General features: G+C 62.0%; 12 protein-coding genes and 1 pseudogene. 10 read left to right on the top strand and 3 right to left on the bottom strand.

The features are described 5' to 3' along the window. The first annotated feature begins 11 nt into the window (after positions 1–11). Entirely contained in the window at positions 12–311 is a 300-nt protein-coding gene (locus tag JFU48_RS03170) for a DUF6388 family protein (RefSeq protein ID WP_003221556.1), read from the top strand. Between the two features lie 51 nt (positions 312–362). On the opposite strand, the gene nadC is transcribed toward JFU48_RS03170, so the two are convergent. Then, the gene (gene nadC, locus JFU48_RS03165; protein WP_201135828.1) at positions 363–1,211 is read right to left on the bottom strand and encodes a carboxylating nicotinate-nucleotide diphosphorylase; all 849 of its coding nucleotides are present in this window, start codon (positions 1,209–1,211) and stop codon (positions 363–365) included. 371 nt (positions 1,212–1,582) lie between these two features. On the opposite strand from nadC, the gene JFU48_RS03160 reads away from it, so the two are divergent. From JFU48_RS03160 to JFU48_RS03140, 6 genes and pseudogenes are all read left to right on the top strand, one after another. Then, positions 1,583–3,769: a DUF1631 domain-containing protein gene (locus JFU48_RS03160; RefSeq protein WP_201135827.1), complete on the top strand. Its 2,187-nt coding sequence runs from the start codon at positions 1,583–1,585 to the stop codon at positions 3,767–3,769. A 64-nt stretch (positions 3,770–3,833) separates the two neighbouring features. Continuing rightward, on the top strand, positions 3,834–4,394 hold the full coding sequence (gene ampD / locus JFU48_RS03155) for a 1,6-anhydro-N-acetylmuramyl-L-alanine amidase AmpD (protein ID WP_201135826.1): 561 nt from the start codon (positions 3,834–3,836) through the stop codon (positions 4,392–4,394). After that, a complete protein-coding gene (ampE, locus tag JFU48_RS03150; RefSeq protein ID WP_103486509.1) occupies positions 4,391–5,230 on the top strand; it encodes a regulatory signaling modulator protein AmpE in 840 nt (279 codons plus the stop codon). The genes ampD and ampE overlap by 4 nt, the downstream gene beginning before the upstream one ends. A 321-nt stretch (positions 5,231–5,551) precedes the next feature. Further along, positions 5,552–6,643, top strand: a pseudogene (locus tag JFU48_RS30445) (methyl-accepting chemotaxis protein); the annotation flags it as partial. Next, a complete protein-coding gene (locus JFU48_RS30440) occupies positions 6,620–7,549 on the top strand; it encodes a methyl-accepting chemotaxis protein (protein ID WP_446739771.1) in 930 nt (309 codons plus the stop codon). The pseudogene JFU48_RS30445 and the gene JFU48_RS30440, both read left to right, overlap by 24 nt. A 158-nt stretch (positions 7,550–7,707) precedes the next feature. After that, a complete protein-coding gene (locus JFU48_RS03140) occupies positions 7,708–8,097 on the top strand; it encodes a hypothetical protein (RefSeq protein WP_201135824.1) in 390 nt (129 codons plus the stop codon). On the opposite strand, the gene JFU48_RS03135 is transcribed toward JFU48_RS03140, so the two are convergent. Both JFU48_RS03135 and cra read right to left on the bottom strand, forming a co-directional pair. Then, the gene (locus JFU48_RS03135; protein ID WP_201135823.1) at positions 8,098–8,874 is read right to left on the bottom strand and encodes a TatD family hydrolase; all 777 of its coding nucleotides are present in this window, start codon (positions 8,872–8,874) and stop codon (positions 8,098–8,100) included. A gap of 3 nt (positions 8,875–8,877) precedes the next feature. Next, a complete protein-coding gene (gene cra / locus JFU48_RS03130; RefSeq protein WP_003221573.1) occupies positions 8,878–9,873 on the bottom strand; it encodes a catabolite repressor/activator in 996 nt (331 codons plus the stop codon). Positions 9,874–10,179: 306 nt separating this feature from the next. On the opposite strand from cra, the gene ptsP reads away from it, so the two are divergent. From ptsP to JFU48_RS03115, 3 genes are read left to right on the top strand one after another with little or no spacing between them, the layout of a single operon-like run. Beyond that, positions 10,180–13,041 carry a phosphoenolpyruvate--protein phosphotransferase gene (gene ptsP, locus JFU48_RS03125; RefSeq protein ID WP_201135822.1) on the top strand — a complete coding sequence of 954 codons (2,862 nt, stop codon included), beginning with the start codon at positions 10,180–10,182 and terminating at the stop codon, positions 13,039–13,041. After that, positions 13,041–13,982, top strand: a complete 942-nt coding sequence (pfkB, locus tag JFU48_RS03120) for a 1-phosphofructokinase (RefSeq protein ID WP_201135821.1) — start codon at positions 13,041–13,043, stop codon at positions 13,980–13,982. The genes ptsP and pfkB overlap by 1 nt, the downstream gene beginning before the upstream one ends. Positions 13,983–13,993: 11 nt before the next feature. After that, positions 13,994–15,727 carry a PTS fructose-like transporter subunit IIB gene (locus tag JFU48_RS03115; protein WP_201135820.1) on the top strand — a complete coding sequence of 578 codons (1,734 nt, stop codon included), beginning with the start codon at positions 13,994–13,996 and terminating at the stop codon, positions 15,725–15,727. Positions 15,728–15,814: the final 87 nt, after the last annotated feature.

The following is a 15,814-nucleotide window of genomic DNA, read 5'->3' as shown; positions in this document are numbered from 1 at the left end:
GCGAGAACGCCATGACCGAATTAACTCAAGAGCAACGTCACGAACAAGCGCTGGAAAAATACATTCTGGACGTGCCGGATCTGAAAGAAGAGATCAAGGACCTGAGTCCTGATGATCAGAAAGACCAGATCCAGTGGGCATTCGAAGACGAAGCCGAAGCTCAGGGTTTGCAGCCGTGGGAGTTGACGCTCAAGTACACCAGCACCCCTGAAGAGTTCGAGGCCAAGCGTCTGGAGCTGCACAAGGAGGCGGCCGAAGTGTTGGGCGTCGAGTGGGACGAGTACTGCGAGATGAACAATCTGGTGGTCTGAAACAAAAACGCCAGCCTCAACCAGGCTGGCGTTTTTTATTGCGCGACGGCCTCAGAGGCTCAGACGCATCGACAGATCCACCGCCTTCACGTCCTTGGTCATCGCCCCGATCGAGATGTAATCCACGCCGGTCTCGGCAATCGGCAGCAGCGTGCTTTCGTTGATGCCGCCGCTGGCTTCCAGTTTGGCCTTGCCGCCGTTCAGGCGTACGGCTTCGCGCATGTCGTCCAGGCTCAGTTCATCGAGCATGATGATATCGGCGCCGGCTGTCAGCGCTTCCTTCAGTTCCTCCAGGCTCTCCACTTCGACCTCCACCGGCTTGCCCGGCGCGATCTTGTGCGCGGCGGCGATGGCCTGCGCGATGCCGCCGCTGGCGGCGATGTGGTTTTCCTTGATCAGGAACGCGTCGTAGAGGCCGATGCGGTGGTTGTGGCAACCGCCGCAGGTCACGGCGTATTTCTGCGCCAGACGCAGGCCTGGCAGGGTCTTGCGAGTATCCAGCAGCTTGACCTGGGTCTGCGCCACGAAGTCCGTCAGGTACTGCGCGCGCGTCGCCACGCCGGACAGCAGTTGCAGGAAGTTCAGCGCACTGCGCTCACCCGTCAGCAACGAACGGGCCGGGCCTTCCAGATGAAACAGCGGCTGATTGGGTTTGACCCGTTCGCCGTCCCGCACTTGCCAGTGCACCGCGACCCGCGGATCGAGCTGGCGAAACACCGTATCGACCCACGCCGTACCGCAGATAACTGCTTCGTCGCGAGTGATGATGGTGGCTTTGGCCAGACGTTCGGCCGGGATCAGTTGCGCGGTGATGTCGCCGCTGCCGACATCTTCGAGCAACGCACGGCGCACGTTGGCTTCGATTTCGGCGGTCAAATCGGCGAGACGTAGATTCGGCATAACGGGCTCCACAGACTAAGTACGCCGATTATAGGGGCATGGCGAGAGCCAACCCAAGGCGAGAACTCGCGAGCCTGACTGCATCTGGTCGATTTTCTTTGAGCAAAGCCCGATTTTCGTGGTCACTGAAAGGTGTTGCAGGCATAGGGGAAACCCTGACGGCTATAGCGCCGGGGACAAGTTTTGCAAGATAATCCGCCTTGCATTTGACGTCATAGCTTTGACGTCGATGTGGGAGCGTGTTTGCTCGCGAAAGCGGTTTGTCAGTGACAGTTTTGGCGAACGACACACCGCTTTCGCGAGCAAGCCCGCTCCCACAGGGAATTGCGCGGTAAAACTGACCAGTGGAATCACCGTTTCAGGAGGCTTGGATGCGCAACGACGGGAATGTAGTGCCTTTGCACAAGGCTGCTACCGATCAGGCGAATCATTCGCCGCTCGCCCGCCTGCCTGTGATTCTGCTTCAGGTCCGCGACAAGGCGGCCCAGCAACTGCGCCATGGTTTGCAGGAGTTGTTCGATAACGCCGACGACACCCTGTTCGAGATGGCCGACCGGGCGCGCAACGATGTCGAACAGAACATCTTTTTCGAAGCCATGCGCGACCTGCGCCTCAAGCGCAAAAACATCGAGCGCGGTTTTCTCGAGCAATTCTTCGAAGCCTTTGTCGCGCTGATTCAATACGACGCCGCACCACCCACATTGCCCGGCACGCTGATGTTCGAGGATTCGGCACCGCGTACCGATGACATGGAGCGCAGTGTGGCGGTCGAGACCATGGTCGGCCGCGTGCTCAAGCGTGACGGCTTTGCCCTCGATCAACTGACCGCGCGGCTCAACGTGTTGCTGGGCAAGGATTTCGACAACCAGCACAACCCGCTCGGCCCGGCGATGCTCTGCGAGTTTTTCCTGCAGGCCGGACGTAACCTGGGCGTGGAGATCAAGGTCAAACTGATCCTGCTCAAACTGTTCGAACGCTACGTGCTGGCCGATACCGAGCAACTGTACGCCGAAGCCAATCAATTGCTGATTGCCACCGGCGTCTTGCCTGAGTTGAAGCCAGCACCGGCGCGGCGCGCAATCGAGCGCGCGACGGCCAGTATCAACAATGAAGAAGGTGCCGAACCCGAGCCCGCCGACGAAGGCGTGCAGGAAGTCTTTGCGGCGTTGCAGGAGTTACTTTTACATGTGCGCGGCAGCGTCGCGCCGACCCTGGAGCCGAGTGCTGCCGCGCAACCGATTACCACCCGCGATCTGCTGCGCCTGCTTTCGCACTTGCAGCAATACGTCCCGGCGCTGGCGGCGCAAGACGATTTCGATCTGCGCAATCAGCTTGAACAGTTGCTGACGCGGGTCAGCGTCAGGAGCGGTAAATCGCGCATCGTCGACGGCGCCGATGAAGACGTGATCAACCTGATCGCCATGGTCTTCGAATGCATCCTTGAAGACCGTAACCTGCCGGATTCGCTCAAGGCGCTGATCGCGCGTTTGCAGATCCCGATGCTCAAGGTGGCGGTACTCGACAAAAGCTTCTTCAGTCGCAGCAGCCATCCGGCGCGGCGCCTACTCAACGAAATCGCCGATGCCGCCATGGGGTGGGGCGACTGCAATGGCGAGGCCCGCGACAGCCTGTATCTGCGCATCGAACAAGTGGTGCAGCGCCTGCTGAGTGACTTCGTCGACGATCCGGCGATTTTCTCCGAATTGCTCGCCGACTTCCTCGCCTTCACCAGCGATGAGCGGCGGCGCAGCGAGTTGCTGGAGCAGCGTTTGCGCGATGCCGAAGAGGGCCGGGCGAAAACCGAACTGGCGCGGCAACGGGTCGAGCAGGCGTTGAATATGGCGCTGCTGGGTAAAGTCCTGCCGCCGTCGGTGGTGACGTTTGTGCGCGATGCCTGGAGCAAGGTGCTGCTGCTGACCTGTCTCAAGCATGGCGATCACTCGGCTGAGTGGCAGGCCGATGTGCAGACCATGGAGCAATTGATCTGGAGCGTGCAGCGTCACGACGAAGCGGACGCCGGTCTGCAATTGTTGGCGCTGGTGCCCGGTTTGCTCAAATCACTGCGTGACGGCCTGAGCAGCTCGGCGTTTGATCCGTTCGCCACCAGCGAATTTTTCAGCGAGCTGGAAGCGCTGCATGTGCGGGTGCTTGAACCTGCAACCGAGCAGCCGCCGGCGGATGCACCGGCGCTGGTTGAAGTGTCGCAGCACATTACCCTGCGCAGCGCCGATGAGGGCGCGGTCGGCCTGAACGTCAGCGGCCTTGCGCATGACGACCCCGGGCTGCGTCAGGTGGAGCAACTGCGCCTGGGCAACTGGGTCGCGTTCCAGGAAGACGACGAGCACAGCCTGCGCTGCAAGCTGGCAGCGATCATCGAAGCCACCGGCAAATACGTGTTTGTCGACCGTACCGGGATGAAAGTGCTGGAGCGCAGCCGCGTCGACCTGGCCCTTGAGTTTCGCCGTGGCGCGGTGCGGGCGCTGGATGACACCTTGCTGTTCGATCGGGCGCTGGAGTCGGTGCTCGGCAATCTGCGGCGACTCAATCGCGGCAAGTGATCGCGCGCCGGGGGCCGATCACGGCATACTGGGCGCCAACACAGTCGGCGTTGAAGGAATCGGTATGCAGTTGGATCCCGCTAGCGGGTGGTGTCACGGGGTGCAGGTCTGCCCATCGCCCAACTTCAATGAACGCCCTGCGGGCGAAATTTCTCTGTTGGTCATTCACAACATCAGCCTGCCGCCAGCGCAGTTCGCCACCGGCAAGGTGCAGGAATTTTTCCAGAATCGTCTGGATGTCACCGAGCATCCCTATTTTGCAGGGATTGCTGACCTGCGCGTCTCGGCGCATTTTCTGATTGAACGTGACGGCACCGTCACCCAGTTTGTCTCCTGTCTTGAGCGGGCGTGGCATGCTGGCGTGTCGATGTTCGAAGGCCGTGATACCTGTAACGATTTTTCCGTGGGCATCGAACTCGAAGGCACTGATGATCTGCCCTTTACCGATGCGCAGTATCAGGCGTTGATCACGCTGACACGTCAGCTGCAAACAGCATTTCCGGCTATCACCGGCGCCCGTATCTGCGGGCACAGCGACATCGCACCCGGGCGCAAGACCGATCCTGGCCCGGCATTCGACTGGGCGCGTTACCGCGCAGCCCTGGCACAAGAGGAAGGACAATGAGTTTTCTGGTGTTACTGCTGGCGGTCTGGATCGAGAAATTCTCGGCCCTGCGCCATCGGGTTCAACGCGATGGCGGATGGATCCGCGAACTGCACAAACTCGAAGCCAGTGAGCGCCTGGCCAAGCGGCCATGGCTGGTGCTGACAATTCTGGTGTTGCTGCCGGTGGCGCTGCTCGCCTTGTTGCTGGTGGTACTGGAACCCGTCGCTTACGGCTTGCTGGCGCTGCCGGTGCATTTGCTGGTGGTGATTTACGCGCTGGGGCGCGGTGATCTGCTCGGCGGCCTCGGGCCGTTTCGTGACGCCTGGCGTCGCGAAGACCTGCAAGCCGCCGCGCATGTGGCCAAGCGGGATCTGGATATCTGTGCCGACAGCGGTGAGCAATTGCTGGATCAGGTACAGGGCCATCTGTTGTGGCAGGCGTATCAAAGTTTCTTCGCGGTGATTTTTTGGTACTTCGTGCTAGGTCCGGTGGCGGCGCTGGCTTATCGCTTGCTCGCATTGGCTGAAGAAAACAGCCAGAACCCGGCGCTCGCCGAACGTGCCGGCCAGTTACGTCATGCCTTCGACTGGGTGCCGGTGCGCTTGCTCGCCGCCAGTTTTGCCCTGGTCGGCAACTTTGTTGCGGTCAGCCGGGTGATGTTGCATGAACTGCTGAACTGGAACATCAGCGCCGCACAACTGATCAACAAGGTCGGGCTGGCAGCCGGCGAGATCCCGCCGCCGGTGGTCGGGCCTGAAGGCATCAACACCCTCGATTGCCTGTGGGAACTGCTGCTGCGCGCGGCGGTGTTGTGGTATGCCGGGTTTGCCTTGTGGACAGTGTTGATTCACTGAGCCCTCGGTGAAGTTAATTGTGGCGAGGGAGCTTGCTCCCGCTGGGTGGCGAAGCCGCCCTCGCTGTTCATCATAAACAACGCGTCCAAGCGATCTGCGTCTGCTGCGCAGCCGAGCGGGAGCAAGCTCCCTCGCCACAGGGTCAGCGATCTGCCCCAGATAGTCGTTAACCTTAAGTTACAAAACCTCCCCTCGATTTGAGCTATACAGAGACAGCGCCCGATAGTGGCTATCTGCTGTCGCCCCGCGCCTGCCAATAAAAACAAGAAAAGCCAAGGGAGACTTCCAGTGAAGAGCTTGCTCTATCCCGCCGTCTCGTTGATGAATCGCCTGAGCTTCGGCATGAAGTTCAGCCTGATCAGCGTGCTGTTCCTGGTGCCGATGCTGGTGACCAATTTCTATCTGGTGCGCGATTCCTTTCGCGAATTCCAGGGCACCCGGGTCGAATTGCAGAGCCTCGACCTGCTGGGCAGCAGCCTGACCCTGCGCCGGGATCTGGAAACCCTGAACAATCTGGTGCAGATCAACGTCACCCTCGGTCAGTCCGGCAAGGCCGACAATCTTGAGTCGCAGATCGGCAGCCTAGAGCAAACCGTGCTGGCGCGCCTGCAAGGTCTGCAGGCGATGACCGACGATCCTCAGCAGATCAAGGTGTTCGACGGCAAACGCGATGAAATGATCAGCGCGTTCAAGGCTCAACAGGCGGAAAGCTCCCTGCAAAGCAAAAGCGCAATGATCGGCAAGCTGCTCGGCAACGCGCAGATTTTCAGCCAGATCATCGCCAGTCAGGCTGGTCTGAGCCGCGACAACCAGAGCGACATCCGCCAGCTCAGCGAGTTGCTCACCAACATCACCCCGGCCGTGACCCAGACCTTGGGCGAAGGTCGGGCCATCGGTTCGTATTCGTTGGGGCAGGGCTTTCTCAACAGTTCGTCGAGTGCCCGTTTCGACGAGTTGCTGGCGCAGATCGAAAAGCTCCAGGCCGAATACGCGCTGAAACTGGCCGATGCCCTCGACTCCAGCAAAGCCGCGCGCGCCAGCCTCAGCGCGCCGGCCGACAGCAGCAAAACCTCGCTCAAGCAGGCCAGCGAGCTGTTTGAAGCGAAAGTCGTGGTGGCCGAGACCCTTGATACGCCTTGGCTGACGTTTTATGACCAAGTCACCGGGCTGATGAACCAGACCTACCAGCTCAACGAAGCGACCCTGAAATTCCTCGATACGCAATTGCAGCAACGTCTGGCGCAAAATCGCACGCACATGGTGTTGCAGGCGGTGGCGCTGTCGGTGGTGTTCGTGCTGATTTTCTATCTCTACGGCGGGTTCTACGCCTCGACCCGCACCACGCTCAAGCGCCTGGGCGCGATGATGGACAAGGTCGCGGCCGGTGACATGACGGTCAATTTCAAGGCCAACAGCCGTGATGAACTGGGCGAGTTGGGTGAGGTGTTCAACGGCACCGTGAGGAAGATCCACGACCTGATCGAGCGGGTCGGGCACACCGTGGCAGAGGTCGAGCGTCAGGCCGGACAGGTGGAAAACGTGTCTGCGCAAAGCAATCAGGCGGTGGCCGGGCAGCGCACGCAGATCGAGCAAGTGGCGACCGCAATGAACCAGATGTCGGCGACCTCGCTGGAAGTTGCACGCAGCGCGGCGGCAGCGGTGAGCAGCGCGCACAGCGTCAACGACGAAACCGTCAGCGGTCGCACACTGGTAGCGTCGCAGCAGGGCAGCATTGCCGCGCTGGCCAGCGAGATCGATCAATCGGTGCTGGTGATCAACCAGCTAGCCAGCGACAGCCAGTCGATCAGTCGCGTCCTGGAAGTGATCAAGAGCATCGCCGAACAGACCAATCTGCTGGCACTCAACGCCGCCATCGAAGCGGCCCGCGCCGGAGAGCAGGGCCGTGGCTTCGCGGTGGTTGCGGACGAAGTGCGAACGTTGGCCAAGCGCACCCAGCAATCGACCGAAGAAATCGAGCAGATGATCAGCAAGCTGCATGGCGGCGTGGGCGCTGCGGTGAAGGCCATGGGCATTAGCCATCAGATGGCCAACGGCACGGTCGGGCAGTCGAAAAAGGTCCAGCAGGCGCTGGAAAACATCCTCGGTGCGGTAGGCATGATCGTCGATCAGAACCAGCAGATCGCCGCCGCCGTGGAGCAACAGACTGCGGTGGCCCATGACATCGACCAGAACATCGTCGAGATCAATCGCGCCGGCGAGCGCACGGCCCAGGGTGCGCACCAGACCGAAGACGCCAGCCGAGCGTTGTCGGCGCAGGTGGTGGAACTGAAACAGCTGATCAGCGCGTTCCGCGTCTGATCGAGCGCGAATGCCTACGAGGGCGGTAATGTCAGAACATTTTGTAATGCTTTGATGCTTACGCTTGTAAGCCAATTCCTGTTTTCTTTCGGCGGCTGGCTTTTCGTCATTAATGGGCCAGTATCCGAGTTCCGCTGATTGCGTCGAGGAGGCCGCTCATGTCCGTTGCAACCCTGGGAATCCAGGGCCGTTGTGCTCATTGCCAGACCACGCAGGTGCTTAAACCCTGGCAACTCAATGCCATCGCAATCAATGAACCGTTTACCTGCAATCACTGCCAGAAAACCCTGGAGTTGCGCTGTCCGGTGCAGATCAAACGCTTCAAATCTCTCGACTCTCTCGGATTGCTGCGCTTCAGCGCGTCAGTCACGGTGTGCACCGCGCTGCTGGTGGCGTTGGTCATGGAATGGATCGGCCTGCTCAACGTGACGGAACAGTTGAATGCATCACTGATCGTGCTTTTCGTGTACTTCGCGCTGCTGCGTTTTGTTCATCATCGCCAGCACATGACCCTGATCCTCGAGGCGGCCAAGGCCCACGGCGACTGATTACCAGCCGAACACTTCGCAGCTGTTGGCGGTGCTGGCGGCAGCCAGTTGTTCTGAACTGATATTCATCAACTCGGCGAGCGCCGCACAGATTGCCGGCAAGTGCGCAGGGGTATTGCGTACTCCGGGAAACATCGCCGGCGCCATGTCCGGGGAGTCGGTTTCCAGCACGATTGACTCCAGCGGCAGATCCGCCAGTACCCGATGCATGCGCAGCGCCTGCGGCCAGGTCGGCGCGCCGCCCAGACCCAGTTTGAAACCGAGTTTGATGTATTCCCGAGCTTCTTCACGACTGCCGGCGAAGGCGTGGATGATCCCGGCGCGTTTGAGCTTGAAGCGTTTGAGCGTGGCGATTACGGCTGCGTGGCTGCGGCGCACGTGGATCAGCGCCGGCAGTTCGAAGTCCGCTGCCAGTTGCAGTTGCGCCTCGAACAGCGCCTGCTGACGTTCACGGTCGAGGGTTTCGATGAAGTAATCCAGACCGATCTCGCCCACCGCACACAGTTGTCGATGGCCGCGCAGCCGCGTCAGCCAGTCACCGAGCGTGCGTAAATCTTCGGGTTGATGCTGATCGAGATACACCGGATGCAGACCGAATGCTGCGTACAGGTCGGCATCGCGCTGTACCAGATCCCACACCCGCTGCCAGTTACCCTGATAAACCCCCAGCACCACCATCCGCCGCACCCCGAGGGCGCGGCTTTCGGCGAGCAACGCCGAGCGATCGGCGTCGAAGTCGGGGAAGTCGAGGTGGGTGTGGCTGTCGATCAGCTCCACGGCTCAGTCCCGGTGAATACGCTGCTTGAAGGTACGGGCGATGGCCTGCACGCCAGGCTTGTATTGCGATTGCTCGACGGCGGCCAGCGCCAGTTCCAGCGCCTTGTCGGCGATCAACTGGTGCTGCTGGGCCATGGCGTTGACCGGCAGCGGCAGGAAGTCCAGCAACTGCGTATCACCGAAGGTGCCCAGGCGCAGCGGGCGGGATTTGAGCGGGAAGTCATGCAGCGCATCGAACACGCCCTGCAACAGCACGTAGGACGTGGTCACCAGCGCATCCGGCAAATGCCCCAGACGTTGCAGGAGTTCTTCCATCAATTGCTTGCCGCATTCACGGCTGAAGGACTCGGCGTGCTCGATCAGCACTTCGCCTTTGAAGTCGACCAAGGCCTGCTTGAAGCCGGCCGCACGTTCCTGGCTGATGCTCAGCTCCGGACGCGCACCGAGCAGCACGATCTGTTTTGGTTGCGGATCGAGCAGGCTCTGGGTCAGGTGCAGGCTGGCTTCGCGGTCGTCACTGATCACCGAGCAGAAGTGCTCGGGTTCCATGACCCGGTCGATGGCGATGATCGGCAAGCCCTTGGCCTGCAACTGGCGGTAGCTGTCGTCACCGGCCGGCAGACAACTGGCGACGATCAGCGCATCGCAGCGGCGGGCGCGGAACAGTTGCAGCAACTGGCGCTCGCTGTCCGGCGCATCGTCGGAGCTGGCGATCAGCAACTGATAGCCACGCGCCCGCGCACCTTGCTCCAGCAGTTTGGCGATCCGCGCGTAACTGGGGTTTTCCAGATCCGGCAGAATAAAGCCCAACGTGCGCGTGTGCCGACTGCGCAGCCCGGCCGCTTGTGGGTTGGGGGTGAAGCCGTGCTCTTCGACGACCGCACGCACGCGCTCGACCGTGGCGCTGCTGATGCGTTGCTGTTCGGCCTTGCCGTTGATGACGTAGCTGGCGGTGGTCACGGACACTCCGGCCAACCGCGCGATATCACTGAGTTTCAACCCGGGATTTCCTTGTTTTTTCGAGCTTGCCGCAACATTTTCGCCAATCCTACCCGATTCGGGCAGACGACTATTGTCGCAGCGCATCCGACAAGTTGGACTTCAAGGATGAGACATTATCGAGTAACGTGCCGATCAATCTAGATTAAACGTTTCAGCAGGCGTATTTTCTACGTTTTAGACGCTTTTGGCCGGTTCTGCCGTGAAACCGCCAAAACTGCCGCTGAAAAGCAGGCTGACCAGCGCCTAAGCTGTGACCATTCAAAACAATATCCTGGCGCATCCATGTGCCAAAAAGGAGATCGCATGCTCGAGCTCACTATAGAGCAGATATCCATGGGCCAATCGGCTGTGGATAAACCCGCCGCCCTGCAATTGCTTGCCCATCATCTGGTGGCCGATGGCCTGGTCGCCGATGGCTACCTCGCTGGATTGCAGGCCCGGGAAGCCCAGGGCTCGACCTTTCTCGGCCAGGGTATCGCCATCCCCCACGGCACCCCGGAGACCCGCGATCAGGTATTCGCCACCGGCGTGCGGCTGATGCAGTTTCCCGAGGGCGTGGATTGGGGCGATGGCCAGATCGTTTATCTGGCGATCGGCATCGCGGCCAAATCCGACGAACACCTGCGCCTGCTGCAACTGCTGACCCGCGCCCTCGGCGAGACCGATCTGGGTCAGGCCCTGCGTCGCGCCAGCTCGCCGGAAGCGCTGCTGAAACTGCTGCAAGGCGCGCCACAGGAGTTGGCGCTGGATGCGCAGATGATCGGCCTCGGCGTGTCGGCTGACGATTTCGAAGAACTGGTCTGGCGTGGCGCGCGTCTGTTGCGTCAGGCCGATTGTGTGAGCAACGGTTTTGCCGGTGTGTTGCAGCAAGTCGAAGCGCTGCCGCTGGGTGACGGCCTGTGGTGGCTGCATAGCGAGCAAACCGTGAAGCGTCCGGGCCTGGCCTTCGTCACCCCGGACAAACCGATGCGCTACCTCGGGCAGCCGCTCAGCGGTCTGTTCTGTCTGGCCAGTCTGGGTGAGGCGCATCAGGCGCTGCTCGAACGTTTGTGTGCGTTGCTGATCGAAGGACGCGGTCATGAATTGGGCCGCGCCACCAGCAGCCGCAAAGTCCTCGAAGTGCTCGGCGGCGAACTGCCCGCCGATTGGCCGAGCGCGCGTATTGCCCTGGCCAACGCCCACGGTTTGCATGCACGTCCGGCGAAGATTCTTGCGCAACTGGCGAAGAGTTTCGACGGTGAAATCCGCGTGCGCATCGTCGACGGTGCGGACAGCGCCGTGTCGGTAAAAAGCCTGAGCAAGCTGCTGAGTCTCGGCGCCCGTCGTGGTCAGGTGCTGGAGTTGATCGCCGAGCCGAGCATCGCCGCCGATGCCTTGCCGGCGCTGCTGGCCGCTATCGAAGAAGGCCTCGGTGAAGAAGTCGAACCGCTGCCGGCCGTGAGTCAGCAACGCGAAGTCATCGCCGATATCGCCGAAGTGCTGATCGCCCCGGCGTCCGGTGCGCAGTTGCAGGCGATCCCTGCCGCGCCGGGTATCGCCATCGGCCCGGCGCACATTCAGGTGCAGCAGGCTATCGATTACCCGTTGCGCGGCGAGTCTGCGGCCATTGAGCGCGAGCGTCTCAAGCAAGCGCTGAGCGATGTGCGCAGAGACATCCAGGGCCTGATCGAACGCAGCAAAGCCAAGGCCATCCGCGAGATTTTCATCACTCACCAGGAAATGCTCGACGACCCGGAATTGACCGACGAAGTCGACACCCGCCTCAAACAAGGCGAAAGCGCCGAAGCGGCGTGGATGGCGGTGATTGAAGCGGCGGCCAAACAACAGGAATCGCTGCAGGACGCGTTGCTCGCCGAGCGGGCGGCGGACCTGCGTGACATCGGGCGCCGGGTGCTGGCGCAACTTTGCGGTGTGCAGACGCCGAACGAGCCGGAGCAGCCGTACATTCTGGTGATGGACGAAGTCGGCCCATCCGACGTGGCGCGGCTCGATCCGGCTCGAGTTGCAGGGATTCTCACCGCGCGCGGCGGCGCCACCGCGCACAGTGCAATCGTCGCCCGTGCTCTCGGAATTCCAGCGCTGGTCGGTGCGGGCGCAGCGGTGCTGCTGCTGGAACCGGGCACGCCGTTGCTGCTCGACGGCCAGCGCGGTCGCCTGCACGTCGACGCCGATGCCGCGACCCTGCAACGCGCCGCCGAAGAACGCGATACCCGCGAACAACGTCTCAAGGCTGCCGCCGAACAACGCCATCAACCGGCACACACCACTGACGGCCACGCCGTGGAAGTGTTCGCCAACATCGGTGAAAGCGCCGGGGTCAGCGCTGCGGTCGAGCAGGGCGCCGAAGGCATTGGTCTGCTGCGCACCGAACTGATTTTCATGGCCCACCCGCAAGCGCCGGACGAAGCCACTCAAGAAGCCGAATACCGCCGCGTTCTCGATGGCCTCGCCGGACGGCCGCTGGTAGTGCGCACGCTGGATGTCGGCGGCGACAAACCGCTGCCATATTGGCCGATCGCCAAGGAAGAAAACCCGTTCCTCGGTGTGCGCGGCATTCGCCTCACGTTGCAGCGTCCGCAGATCATGGAAGCGCAATTGCGCGCCTTGCTGCGTTCGGCGGATAACCGTCCATTGCGGATCATGTTCCCGATGGTCGGCAGCGTCGAAGAGTGGCGCCAAGCCCGCGACATGACCGAGCGCCTGCGCCTGGAAATCCCGGTTGCCGATCTGCAACTGGGGATCATGATTGAAGTACCGTCCGCCGCATTGCTGGCGCCGGTGCTGGCCAAGGAAGTCGACTTCTTCAGCGTCGGCACCAACGACCTGACGCAATACACCCTGGCCATCGACCGGGGTCACCCGACCCTCTCGGCCCAGGCCGACGGCCTGCACCCGGCGGTGCTGCAGTTGATCGACATCACCGTGCGCGCCGCGCATGCCCATGGCAAATGGGTCGGCGTGTGCGGCGAACTGGCGGCGGATCCGCTGGCGGTGCCGGTGCTGGTCGGCCTCGGCGTCGATGAACTGAGCGTGTCCGGGCGCAGCATCGCCGAGGTTAAGGCGCGCATCCGCGAACTCAGCCTGACCCAGGCGCAAACCCTTGCTCAACAAGCCCTCACCGTGGGCAGCGCGAACGAAGTGCGTGCATTAGTGGAGGCCCTGTAATGGCCAAGATTCTCACCCTGACCCTTAACCCGGCGCTGGACCTCACGGTCGAGTTGTCACGCCTGGAGGCCGGTCAGGTCAACCGCAGCGACGAGATGCACACCCACGCCGCCGGCAAAGGCGTGAACGTCGCTCAGGTCCTCGCAGACCTCGGGCATCAACTGACGGTCAGCGGCTTTCTCGGCGAAGACAATCTGCAAGCCTTCGAGACGTTGTTCGCCAAGCGCGGCTTTGTCGACGCGTTCATCCGCGTGCCGGGGGAGACGCGCAGCAACATCAAGGTCGCCGAGCACGACGGGCGCATCACCGACATCAACGGCCCGGGGCCGGTGGTCGACGCGGCGGCGCAGCAGGCGTTGCTCGAGCGTCTGCTGCAGATCGCCCCGGGGCATGACGCGGTGGTGGTCGCCGGCAGTCTGCCGCGTGGCGTCAGCGCGCAGTGGTTGCGCGAACTGATCGAACGTCTGAACGGTCTCGGTCTGAAAGTCGCCCTCGACAGCAGCGGTGAAGCCTTGCGTGCGGCGATTGAAGCGCGCCCGTGGCTGATCAAGCCGAACACCGAAGAACTCGCCGATGCGCTCGATTGCGATGTGGTCTCGCACGCCGCCGAAGCTCAGGCTGCGGCGTGCCTGCACGCCAAAGGTATCGAGCACGTGGTGATTTCCCACGGTGCCGACGGGGTGAACTGGTTCAGCGTCGGCTCGGCGCTGCATGCCACGCCGCCGAAGGTCACGGTCGCCAGTACGGTGGGTGCCGGTGACTCGTTGCTGGCCGGCATGCTGCACGGTCTGCTCAGTGCCGATACTCCCGAGCAGACCCTGCGCACGGCCACGGCGATTGCCGCGATGGCGGTGACGCAGATCGGTTTCGGCATCAACGATGCGGCGCAACTGGCGCAGCTCGAACAGGGCGTACGCGTGCGTCCCCTGACAGAACAATAAGAGGGTTTGTCATGAAACTAGCCATTGTCACGGCCTGCCCGAACGGCATGGTCACCAGTGTGCTGTGCGCCCGCCTACTCGATGCAGCGGCCCAGCGTCAGGGCTGGAGCACCAGCGTTGAAGTGGTCGATGCGGCGCACCCGGAGCGCGAATTGTCGGCCGCCACCATTGAAGCGGCGGAGTGGGTGTTGCTGGTGGTCACCGGTGACATCGACATGCGCCGTTTCGTCGGCAAGCGCGTGTTCCGCATCGCTCCGGCGCAAGCCCTGCAAGATGTCGAAGCGGTGTTGCGTCGAGGGGCTGAGGAGGCTGAAGTTTATGTCGCCAGCGATGCCGCCCCGGTTGCCGCTGCGCCACGTGCGCCGCGCATCGTCGCCATCACCGCGTGCCCGACCGGCGTCGCCCACACCTTCATGGCGGCCGAAGCGTTGCAGCAAACGGCCAAGCGTCTGGGCTATGAATTGCACGTCGAAACCCAAGGCTCGGTCGGCGCGAAAACCCCGCTCAGCGCGACGGCGATTGCCGAGGCTGACGTGGTGTTGCTGGCGGCGGACATCGAAGTCGCCACCGAGCGTTTTGCCGGCAAGAAAATCTACCGCTGCGGCACCGGGATTGCTTTGAAGCAGTCCGAAGCGACCCTGAAAAAAGCCCTCGCCGAAGCTCAGGTGGAGAGCACTGCGAGCGACGGCAAGGCGCCGGCCAAACAAGAGAAAACCGGGGTCTACAAACACCTGCTGACCGGTGTCTCGTTCATGCTGCCGATGGTGGTGGCCGGTGGTCTGATGATCGCCTTGTCGTTCGTGTTCGGCATCACCGCGTTCAAGGAAGAGGGCACGCTGGCGGCGGCGCTGATGCAGATCGGCGGTGAGACCGCGTTCAAGCTGATGGTGCCGCTGCTCGCCGGTTACATCGCCTACTCGATCGCCGACCGCCCGGGCCTGGCGCCGGGGATGATTGGTGGCTTGCTCGCCAGCACCTTGGGCGCAGGATTCATCGGCGGGATCGTCGCCGGTTTCATCGCCGGTTATGCGGCCAAGGCCATCAGTCGCTATGTCGCGTTGCCGCAAAGTCTTGAAGCGCTGAAACCGATTCTGATCATTCCGTTGTTCGCCAGCCTGTTCACCGGGCTGGTGATGATCTACGTGGTCGGTAAACCGGTTGCCGGCATGCTTGCGGCGCTGACGCATTTTCTCGACAGCATGGGCACCACCAACGCGATCCTGCTCGGTGTATTGCTCGGCGGCATGATGTGCGTCGACCTCGGTGGGCCGATCAACAAAGCCGCGTATGCGTTCTCGGTCGGGCTGCTAGCGTCGCAGAGTTATGCCCCGATGGCCGCGACCATGGCCGCCGGCATGGTGCCGCCAATCGGGCTGGGCATCGCCACCTTCATCGCCCGCCGCAAGTTCGCCCAGACCGAGCGCGAGGCCGGTAAAGCGGCGCTGGTGCTGGGGCTGTGCTTCATCTCCGAAGGGGCGATTCCGTTTGCCGCGAAAGACCCGCTGCGAGTGATTCCGGCGAGCATCGCCGGTGGTGCGTTGACTGGCGCGTTGTCGATGTACTTCGGCTGCAAACTGATGGCGCCGCACGGTGGCTTGTTTGTGCTGGCGATCCCGAATGCGATCAATCATGCGTTGCTGTATCTGCTGGCGATTGTCGCGGGGAGTCTGTTGACGGCGGTGGTTTACGCAACGGTCAAGCGTCCGGAAGCCGCGGAACTGGCGGTCGAACCCGTCAACGCCTGACACTGCAACACCTCTGTGGGAGCGGGCTTGCTCGCGAAGGCTTCGTGTCAGTCGATATTTCTTTAACTGACACACCGCTTTCGCGAG

It is taken from the genome of Pseudomonas sp. TH49 (assembly GCF_016650625.1).
GTDB lineage: Bacteria > Pseudomonadota > Gammaproteobacteria > Pseudomonadales > Pseudomonadaceae > Aquipseudomonas > Aquipseudomonas fluorescens_H.
Note: the sequence above shows the minus strand (reverse complement) of the source record. Positions and strands in the feature narration are given on the sequence as shown.